The 9,420-nt window shown below is 61.2% G+C and carries 9 protein-coding genes and 1 pseudogene; 7 read left to right on the top strand and 3 right to left on the bottom strand.

Going from position 1 to position 9,420, the window contains the following annotated elements:
* Positions 1 to 167 precede the first annotated feature (167 nt).
* The 4 genes and pseudogenes from ACM6IO_RS17910 (at position 168) to ACM6IO_RS17895 (ending at position 3,029) form a co-directional block, all read left to right on the top strand.
* The gene (locus ACM6IO_RS17910; RefSeq protein WP_414911969.1) at positions 168 to 950 is read left to right on the top strand and encodes an ABC transporter permease; all 783 of its coding nucleotides are present in this window, start codon (positions 168 to 170) and stop codon (positions 948 to 950) included.
* Positions 950 to 1,798, top strand: a pseudogene (locus ACM6IO_RS17905) (ABC transporter ATP-binding protein). Before ACM6IO_RS17910 ends, ACM6IO_RS17905 begins: the two are co-directional and overlap by 1 nt.
* Positions 1,795 to 2,757 carry a HEAT repeat domain-containing protein gene (locus tag ACM6IO_RS17900; RefSeq protein WP_414911968.1) on the top strand — a complete coding sequence of 321 codons (963 nt, stop codon included), beginning with the start codon at positions 1,795 to 1,797 and terminating at the stop codon, positions 2,755 to 2,757. Before ACM6IO_RS17905 ends, ACM6IO_RS17900 begins: the two are co-directional and overlap by 4 nt.
* Positions 2,754 to 3,029, top strand: a complete 276-nt coding sequence (locus ACM6IO_RS17895; RefSeq protein ID WP_008027252.1) for a DUF971 domain-containing protein — start codon at positions 2,754 to 2,756, stop codon at positions 3,027 to 3,029. Before ACM6IO_RS17900 ends, ACM6IO_RS17895 begins: the two co-directional genes overlap by 4 nt.
* Positions 3,030 to 3,079: 50 nt before the next feature.
* Here the strand turns inward: ACM6IO_RS17895 and ACM6IO_RS17890 are convergent, their stop codons facing one another.
* Complete coding sequence (locus ACM6IO_RS17890; RefSeq protein ID WP_008027251.1) at positions 3,080 to 3,508, bottom strand: nuclear transport factor 2 family protein; 429 nt, start codon at positions 3,506 to 3,508, stop codon at positions 3,080 to 3,082.
* Positions 3,509 to 4,344: 836 nt separating this feature from the next.
* Between ACM6IO_RS17890 and ACM6IO_RS17885 the strand changes: the two genes are divergently transcribed.
* A complete protein-coding gene (locus ACM6IO_RS17885) occupies positions 4,345 to 5,445 on the top strand; it encodes a polyamine ABC transporter substrate-binding protein (RefSeq protein ID WP_008027246.1) in 1,101 nt (366 codons plus the stop codon).
* Positions 5,446 to 5,603: 158 nt separating this feature from the next.
* On the opposite strand, the gene ACM6IO_RS17880 is transcribed toward ACM6IO_RS17885, so the two are convergent.
* Both ACM6IO_RS17880 and ACM6IO_RS17875 read right to left on the bottom strand, forming a co-directional pair.
* Positions 5,604 to 6,782, bottom strand: coding sequence for a cystathionine gamma-synthase (locus ACM6IO_RS17880; protein WP_414911967.1), 1,179 nt, complete (start codon positions 6,780 to 6,782; stop codon positions 5,604 to 5,606).
* Positions 6,779 to 8,155 (bottom strand): pyridoxal-phosphate dependent enzyme, encoded by a 1,377-nt coding sequence (locus ACM6IO_RS17875; RefSeq protein WP_008039030.1) that lies wholly within the window; start codon positions 8,153 to 8,155, stop codon positions 6,779 to 6,781. Before ACM6IO_RS17875 ends, ACM6IO_RS17880 begins: the two co-directional genes overlap by 4 nt.
* 208 nt (positions 8,156 to 8,363) lie before the next feature.
* Here ACM6IO_RS17875 and ACM6IO_RS17870 point away from each other — a divergent pair, with 208 nt between their 5' ends.
* Complete coding sequence (locus ACM6IO_RS17870) at positions 8,364 to 8,750, top strand: DUF1801 domain-containing protein (RefSeq protein WP_414911966.1); 387 nt, start codon at positions 8,364 to 8,366, stop codon at positions 8,748 to 8,750.
* A 138-nt stretch (positions 8,751 to 8,888) separates the two neighbouring features.
* The gene (locus tag ACM6IO_RS17865; protein ID WP_192228310.1) at positions 8,889 to 9,338 is read left to right on the top strand and encodes a cupin domain-containing protein; all 450 of its coding nucleotides are present in this window, start codon (positions 8,889 to 8,891) and stop codon (positions 9,336 to 9,338) included.
* Positions 9,339 to 9,420 lie beyond the last annotated feature (82 nt).

The raw sequence follows: 9,420 nt of genomic DNA, 5'->3' as shown, positions 1-9,420 counted from the left end.
GGACCAGCATCAAGTCCGGCGACTAAGGCCCAAGACGGAGCGCAATCGGCCGGCCTTACGCATTCCCCTGTAGGAGCCGGCTTGCTGGCGATGGAGTGTCAGTCGACATCAATGTAGCTGACACACCATCGCCAGCAAGCCGGCTCCTACAGGGGGGAGAAAGATGTATGTCCCGATCTATAAAGCGCTGGATCCCGAGGGCAGCTTCATTGCTGCTCTGCCTTTTATTCTGGCAACTCGCCGCCAGCCACCACTGGAACCTCGGCCTGGTCACCTTCGCCAATGTCCCGACACCGCTGGCGGTGATCGAAGCCGCCCTCGGCCTGGGCGATTCCGGCAAACTCGCCCAGCACCTGAGCAGTAGCCTCAGCCGGGTCTTCGCCGGTTACCTCGCAGCGCTGATCATCGGCATCGCGTTGGGCCTGGCCATCGGTCGTTCGAAATGGGCCGAAGATTTGCTGTTGCCGCCGCTGGAAGTCCTGCGCCCGATCCCCGCCGTCGCCTGGATTCCCCTGGCGATCCTGATGTTCCCGTCGTCGGAACTGTCGATGGTCTTCATCACCTTCACCGGCGCGCTGTTCCCGATCCTGCTCAACACCGTGCACGGCGTCGAAGGCGTCGACCCGCGCCTGATTGCCTCGGCGAAAAGCCTCGGGGCAGGGCGTCGGGCGATTCTGCTGGAGGTGATTCTGCCGGGCGCCGCGCCGAGCATCATCACCGGCCTCGCCATCGGCATGGGCACCTCGTGGTTTTGCCTGGTGACCGCCGAAATGATCTCCGGCCAATACGGCATCGGGTATTACACCTGGGAGTCCTACACCATCCAGAACTACGCCGACATCGTCGTCGGCATGTTGCTGATCGGCGTGCTCGGCATGGGCAGCAGCCTGCTGATCAAACGGTTGGGCGGTTTGTTGACGCCCTGGCATCGACCACGAGGAAAAGCCTGATGAGCGTATTTCAACACCTTGAAGGGCGCATCGACATTCGCGGATTGTCGATCAGCCTCGGGGAGGGCCGTGCCGCGTTCGAAGCCGTGCAAGGCCTCGATTGCCAGATCGAACCGGGGCAGTTCGTGTGCATTCTCGGCCCCTCCGGTTGCGGCAAATCGACCTTGCTCGGCGCGCTGGCCGGACACCTGCAACCTCGCGCCGGCAGCCTTAAAGTCGATGGCGAAGTCGTGTCGAGTCCTTCGCCCCAGCGCGGCATGGTGTTCCAGCACCACACGCTGTTCCCTTGGCGTACGGTGCGCGACAACGTCGCGTTCGGCCTGAAAATGCGCGGCATCGGCAAGGCCGAACGGCACGAAGCCGCCGATGAAATCCTCGCGCTGGTCGGCCTCGAAGGTTTCGCCGAGCGCTGGCCGGATCAGTTGTCCGGTGGCATGCAGCAGCGGGTGGAAATCGCCCGTGTGCTGATCAACCGTCCGCGTCTGTTGCTGATGGACGAACCGTTCGGTGCCCTCGACGCGCTGACCTGATTGAACATGCAAGAGCTGCTGCTGGACATCTGGACGCGGATTCGCACCACCGTGGTGTTCGTCACCCACGACATCGACGAAGCGTTGTTCCTCGCCGACCGGCTGCTGGTCATGAGCACGCGTCCCGGGCGGATCATCGAAGACCTTCGCCTCGACTTCCCTCGGCCACGCACCAGCGAACTGGTGACAAGCCATGAGTTTTCCCGCTTGAAGCGCCATTGCCTCGAATTACTGCGTCACGAAGACGGTCGGCAACTACCGCGCCTGAACCCTCTCGGACTTCCCCCTGAAAACAAACTGCCGCGATTTGCCCTATGACCTCTCTATTTGATGTAACCGATAACGATGACATTCTCTCCCTGCAACCGCGCCTGACCGATGCCGACGCCGGCGTGCGCCGGATCGCCCTGATCGAGCTGGCGGACCTGGAAGAGCCGGACGGTTTGCTGTGGCTGGTCGATCGACTGGCCGAAGACCCGACCGCAGAGGTTCGCGCCGAAGCCGCGCGCCTGCTTGAAGCCTGGGAGGATGCGCCGGTCGTCGAGGCGCTGTGCCAGGCGTTGACCGATCCGTCGCCGGCCGTGCAGACCGCCGCCGCGCAGAGCCTGAGCCTGCTCAAGAGTGAAGCCGCGGGCAGGGTGATTCTGCCGTGGACCGGGCATGCCGACATCAACGTGCGTATCGCCGCGTTCCGGGCGTTGCGCGAATTGCGTTTTCCCGATGCCGCGACCGCTGCTTTGGCGGCGCTGGGCGATGCAGACGCCAGCGTTCGCCGCGAAGCTGTGGGCGTGCTCGGCTGGCTCAAACAACTTGATGCATTGCCGGCCCTGGCGACGTTGGCCAGTCACGACCCGGACACCGAAGTCCGTCGCGCCGCCACGGGAGCCCTTGGCCTGGCCTCCGATGCGCACGTCCTGCCGGCCCTGCGCCAGGCATTACAGGACAGCGCCTGGCAAGTGCGCGAAGAAGCCGCGACCACCCTTGGCAAGGTCGGTCATACCGATGCGGGCCCGGCATTGGTCGAAGCGTTGAGCGATGATTATTGGCAAGTGCGCCTGCGTGCCACCCGCAGTCTCGGTCGCTTGCGTTATGCCCCGGCGCTGGACGCATTGATCGAAACCCTCGGTCATCGCATCAGCAACCTGCGCAAGGAAGCCGCATTGGCCCTCGGCGAATTGAACGATAAAGGTGCTATCGCACCGTTGCAGGCCGCGCAGAACGACGGCGACCCGGAAGTGCGCAAAGCCGTGCGCATTGCCTTGAGTCAGTTGCAATGAACCCGCTGGCGATCGGCAATTCCCGGAGCAAACAGCAGCTGCGACTGAACTGGCCGGATGGTCGTGAGCAGTTGCTGGATCATGCCGAGTTGCGCCGGCAATGCCCGTGTTCGCAGTGCCGGGCGTTTCGCTTGAAAGGGTTGACGCCGAGGGTCGATGACCGAGTGCAAGTCATCGAATTGAACGCGCAGGGCTATGGCCTGCAACTGATTTTCAGCGATGGCCACGAACGCGGCATCTACCCGTGGCCGTATCTTTCGAGCCTGGCCTGATGACGCGCTTCACCGGTGCGTGTGCCCGCCGATGAAGCGCTGCGCAGTGGTCAGGCTTTGCTGGCGGCCAGGAAAGCGCCCAGTCGGCGGCCCATCTCTTCACCCAAGGCTTGCAAGCCACTCAGGGGGCGGACCATCACCTCGAATTCAACGATTTTTCCTTGTTCGTTGAAGCGGATCATGTCGATGCCCTTGAGCTGTTTTTCACCGACTCTGGCGCTGAACTCGAGGATGACGTTCAAGCCGTCCGCAGTCGACAGTTCGCGGTGGTACTGGAAATCCTCGAACACGCCGGACACCGTGTTGAGAATCATGTTGACCACTGGCGCCCCTGGATAAGGCGTGTGCGCCATCGGCGAGCGGAAAACCACTTGCGGGTCCAGTAATTCGGGCAAGGCCTTCAAGTCAGCCTTTTTGATCATCGCGTGCCACTGGTTCAAGGATTGTGCGGCGTTTGGATGCAGTTTCAGTTCCGACATTTTCAACTCCTGTATTTTTTGTTGTTCTGCAAACGTCGGCGAAGACTGTACATCAAAGGGCTTGAAGGGAAACCCTCCGGCAGCAAAACCCTCGAGCACTGGTTAGTATTTTTCTGTCCTGACGCCCGTCGCCATGGGCAAAATCGTTCTAAAAATTCCGGGGCGCGGTTCGGGAGGGTGTACTAGTCTAGAACTTGTAGGTGAAGACGCAGACTGATGCGCAAGCGGATGGCAAGGACACGTGGGGCGCGTTCCGAAGGGTACACGGTTAGAAAGATCTCCGCGCTGAGATCCAGCCCTTATGCCGTGTGAAGCAGAAGAGCACAAAACTCTTCTGTGAGAGTCCTGATAAACCTTGTAAGCCGGAGACCAGCGCCGGCCACCTACTCGAATCCCAAAGCCCGCCTTGTGCGGGCTTTTTTTGTGGCCTTTGCCTTCACCCAAATGCGCGTATTTCACTCATTTCCAGATTGACGCCAAACCTGTAGGAGCCGGCTTGCTGGCGATAGCGGTGTGTCAGTCACCCATGATGTTGCCTGGCCAACCGCTATCGCCAGCAAGCCGGCTCCTACAGGGATTGCGTATAACAGGGTGATCAGGGCGTCTTCCGCCACCGGATCCACCGGGACACCGATATTGGCCATTTCGATCTCCTTTTGGCCGACCTCGCACTATGAACTCACTCGTTCGTCAGCAAGAATCGAAGCAGCATTGCTGTTTCAGCACGCTTGCGAATCCACAACTGAAATCCTGTTTTCCTTGCCCTGGGCAATTTTTAAGGCCTGCCGTGTACAGAACATAAAAACCAACGAGCGACACATTTGGGGAATTCATTCATGGTCATGATGAAACGCATACTGGGCGCCACTGTTTGTGGGCTGACGCTGTTGGCCAGTGCGGTGCACGCCGAACAGCGGGAATTGCGGGTGTACAACTGGGCGGACTACATCCTGCCGTCCGTGCCCAAGGACTTCGCCCAGAAAAGCGGAATCAAAGTGACCTGGGACACCTTCGACACCAACGAATCGCTGGAAGCCAAGCTGCTGACCGGCAACTCGGGATACGACCTGGTGGTGCCGTCGAACCAGTTCATCGAAACCCAGATCAAGGCTGGTGTATTCCAGAAACTCGACAAGTCCAAGCTGCCGAACTGGAAACATCAGGACCCGGCACTGCTCGCATTGCTGGACAAGAACGATCCGGGTAACCAGTACGGCGTGCCCTACATGTACGGCACCGTGCTGATCGGTTTCAACCCGGCCAAGGTCAAGGCCGCGCTGGGTGAGAATGCGCCGGTGGACAGTTGGGATCTGGTGTTCAACCCGCAGAACATGCAGAAGCTGAAATCCTGTGGCGTCGCCATGCTCGACTCACCTTCGGAAATCCTGCCGCTGGCGCTGCACTATCTGGGGCTGGACCCGAACAGCCAGAACCCGGACGACTACGAAAAAGCCAAGGCATTGATGCTGAAGATTCGCCCTTACGTCACCTACTTCAACTCCGCCAAGTACATGACCGACATCGCCAATGGCGACATCTGTGTCGCCATCGGCTACTCCGGCAGCTTCTACCAGTTCGGCAATCGCGCCAAGGAAGCGGGCAACGGCGTAGTGGTCGATTGGCGCTTGCCGAAGGAGGGCGCGCCGATCTGGTTTGATACCTTTGCGATTCCAAAAAGCGCGAAGAACGTGGAGGAGGCCCACGAGTTTCTCAACACCTTGCTGGACCCGAAAGTCATCGCCCCGATCAGTGATTTCCTCGGCTACCCCAACGCCAACAAGGACTCGCTTGCGCTGATCAACAAAGAGATCACCGGCAACCCGAACCTGACGCCGACCAGCGAAGCGTTGAAAACCTTGTATGTGGTGCAACCGCTGCCGCAAAAGCTTGAGCGGGTGCGCACGCGGGTCTGGACCAGCATCAAGTCCGGCGAATAAGGCCCAAGACGGAGCGCAATCGGCCGGCCTTACGCATTCCCCTGTAGGAGCCGGCTTGCTGGCGATGGCGGTGTGTCAGCCAACATCAATGGTGATTGATACACCGCAATCGCCAGCAAGCCGGCTCCTACACGGGGCGGTGTATCACCCAGCTTTGTTCAGATCCGCGTCAGCGCCTGCGCCAAATCGGCACGCAGATCCTCGACATCCTCAACCCCCACGGACAACCGCACCAGCCCGTCGCCGATGCCCAGCTGTGCGCGGGTTTCTGCGGGGATGGTGGCGTGGGTCATGATCGCCGGGTGCTCGATCAGGCTTTCCACGCCGCCCAGACTCTCGGCCAGGGCGAATATCCGTACGCTCTCAAGAAAGCGCGTGGCACCCGCCAGATCACTCTTCAGATCGACAGAAATCATCCCACCGAAACCGCGCATCTGCCGCTTTGCCAATTCATGCTGCGGGTGCGACGGCAGGCCCGGGTAGTAGACGCGCGCCACTTGCGGCTGGCGCTCCAGCCATTGCGCCAACTCATGCGCGTTGCTGCAGTGACGCTCCATGCGCAGCGCCAGGGTTTTCACGCCGCGCAGGGTCAGAAACGCGTCGAACGGGCCGGCGATCGCGCCCACCGAGTTCTGCAGGAAACCCAGGCGTTGCGCCAGTTCCGGGTTCTGCCCGACCACGGCGATGCCGCCGATCACGTCGGAGTGGCCGTTCAGGTATTTGGTGGTCGAGTGCAGCACGATGTCGAAGCCCAGCTCCAGCGGGCGCTGGATCCACGGGCTGGCAAAGGTGTTATCGGCGACGCAGATGATGTCGCGGTCGCGGCAGATACGTGCGACGGCGGCGAGGTCGGTCAGGCTCAGCAACGGATTGCTCGGCGTCTCGACCCAGACCATTTTGGTGTCGTCCTGCAACGACGCTTCGAACGCCCCGAGGTCCGTCAGGTCGACGAAGCTGAAGCGATGCCCGGCGCTGCGTTTACGCACCTTGTCGAACAGTCGGAACGTCCCGCCGTACAGGTCATTGCCGGACACGATGTGCGAACCGGCGTCGAGCAGTTCCAGCACCGTCGAAATCGCTGCCAGCCCGGAGGCGAACGCGAAGGCCTGGGTGCCGCTTTCCAGGTCGGCGACGCAGCGTTCCAGGGCGAAGCGCGTCGGGTTGTGCGAGCGCCCGTAATCGAAGCCTTTGTGCACGCCGGGGCTTTGTTGCAAATAGGTGGAGTTGGCATAAATCGGTGGCATCAATGCGCCGGTGGTCGGGTCCGGCGTTTGCCCGGCGTGGATCACCCGAGTGGCAAAGGCGCGTGCCGCGGCGTTTTCATCGTGTTGACTCATGCAAGGGATCTCCGCAAATGATTGAGCAGGTCGACGCGAGTAATCAGGCCGTGGAAGCCCGAGGCGTCGGCGATGATCGCGACCAGCCCGCGATCGAGTTCTGCCTGCAGCTTTTCCAGGCTGGCGCTGGGCGGCAGGGTTTCTACTTTGTCGGTCATTGCGCTGGCCACGGTCAAGCGGAAGTGTGAAGGATCTTCCTGCATGCCCAGCAGAATGTCGGATTCGTCGATCACGCCGACCAGTTGCTTGCCGTCCGCCAGCACCGGCAATTGCGACACATCCGCCAGGCGCATGCGCTGGAACGCCGTCAGCAGCGTGTCGTCCGGGCCGACGCTGATCACCCGGCCATCCTCGAAACGCCGTGCGATCACATCGCGCAGGTCGCCATAAGGTTTGCGCTTGAGCAAGCCCTGATCGTTCATCCACTGGTCGTTGTAGACCTTCGACAGGTAGCGGGTGCCAGTGTCGCAGACGAAGCTGACCACGCGTTTGGGCGTGGTTTGCTCGCGGCAGTAACGCAGCGCCGCCGCCAGCAGGGTGCCGGTCGAGGAACCGCCGAGAATGCCTTCGGCGCGCAGCAGTTGGCGGGCGTGATCGAAGCTTTCCTCGTCGCTGATCGAATAGGCGTGGCGCACGCTGGACAGGTCGGCAATCGAGGGGATGAAGTCTTCGCCGATGCCTTCCACCGCCCACGAGCCGGGCGTCTGCATGGTGCCGCTGCGGCTGTATTCGGCCATCACCGAACCGATGGGGTCGGCCAGCACCATTTCCAGATTGGGCTGTACGCGCTTGAAGAAACGGGTCAGCCCGGTCAGCGTGCCGGCCGAGCCGACGCCGACGACAATCGCATCCACGTCATGCTGGGTTTGCGCCCAGATCTCCGGTGCGGTGCTGCACTCATGGGCGAGCGGGTTGGCCGGGTTGTTGAACTGATCGGCGAAGAATGCGTCGGGAATTTCCAGCGCCAGCCGTGCCGCGACGTCCTGGTAATAATCGGGATGGCCCTTGCCCACGTCGGAGCGGGTGATGTGCACCTCGGCGCCCATGGCCTTGAGGTGCAAGACTTTCTCTGTGGACATCTTGTCCGGCACCACCAGCACCACCCGATAGCCCTTGGCGCGGCCGACCAGGGCCAAGCCGAGGCCGGTGTTGCCGGCGGTGGCCTCGACGATGGTGCCGCCAGATTTCAGCCGGCCGTCGCGCTCGGCTTCGTCGATCATCGCCAGGCCGATGCGGTCCTTGATCGAGCCGCCGGGGTTCTGTGATTCGAGCTTCAGAAACAGGGTGCACGGGCCCGTGTCAAAGCGGCTGACGCGCACCAGCGGCGTATTGCCGATCAGTTCAAGCACGGCAGGGCGGGAGTCGTTCGGCATGTTGTCACCTCTTTGCGAAAATTCGCACGGGAAGGACAGCAACCGGCGGCGAGCCATCGCACGCCGGTCGCCAGCAATGCATCGTTTGGACCATAGGCCGCGAATGCGCCTCTCGCAACTTTGTGCGACCAGCCGGTCACCTGATTGCTGGAGAGAATCCCCGAGTCGGCAATACTCAAGCGACCACCATCAGTCGAGGGCGAGCACCATGACGAAGGAAAGCAGCGGGGGCGAATCGGCCTCTGCGCTGATCGACGCACGAATCAGGGAATTGAATGACTGGCGGGGCGAGACGCTCGCGCGCGTCAGGGCGATCATCCGACAGGCAGACCCCGACGTGGTCGAGGAGTGGAAGTGGAGGGGCGTGCCGGTGTGGTCGCATGCCGGGATCATCTGCACGGGCGAGACGTACAAAACGGCGGTGAAAATGACCTTCGCCAAAGGCGCTGCGCTGGACGATCCTGCCCATCTCTTCAACGCCAGCCTGGAAGGCAATACCCGTCGGGCGATTGATGTTCATGAAGGCGAGACGCTTGATGAAACAGCATTGAAGGCGCTGATCCGGGCGGCGGTGGTGCTCAACACCTCCAAATGAGTCGGCCGGTTTGTATTCCTGTGTATCCCTCGGGGCCGCAGCTATCTTGGCTTACAAAACCATGGCATCCGCGACACGTCCCCGATACACGACGGCCGCCTAATGGGGCACCACAACGGTATCACCCGGAGAAATGCCATGTTCCGTATCAACGCTCGTCACACCGCCAGAATGCTTGGCGTCGCTGTTGTCACCACTGCCGCACTCGCGGCGTTCTCCGGGATGTCTCAGGCCGAGGAAGTGAAGGCCCCCGCAAAAAGCTGGCAGACAGGGATTCATCGCACCGATCTCCTGAAAAAGGACCTCGATGTCGACGGTCGTGAAGTGATCCAGGTACGGGTTGATATCGATCCGGGCGTCTCGTCGCCCAACCACTCCCATCCCGGCGTGGAGGTGGCTTATGTCATCGACGGCACGTTCGAATATCAACTGGAAGGGCAGCCACCGGTGACGTTGAAGGCCGGTGACTCGCTGTATATCCCGGCTGGCGTCGCGCATATCGCGAAGAACATCGGGACCAAAACCAGCTCCGAACTGGCGACGTACATCGTCAAGAAAGGCGAACCGCTGGTTGTGATCAAACAGTAAGCCAAAGGCACGCAAATCCCCTGTAGGAGCCGGCTTGCTGGCGATAGCGGTGTGTCAGCCAACATCAATAGTGATTGATACG

The organism is Pseudomonas sp. IT-P44 (assembly GCF_949768225.1).
GTDB lineage: Bacteria > Pseudomonadota > Gammaproteobacteria > Pseudomonadales > Pseudomonadaceae > Aquipseudomonas > Aquipseudomonas migulae.
This window is presented reverse-complemented; position numbering and strand designations above follow the sequence as displayed.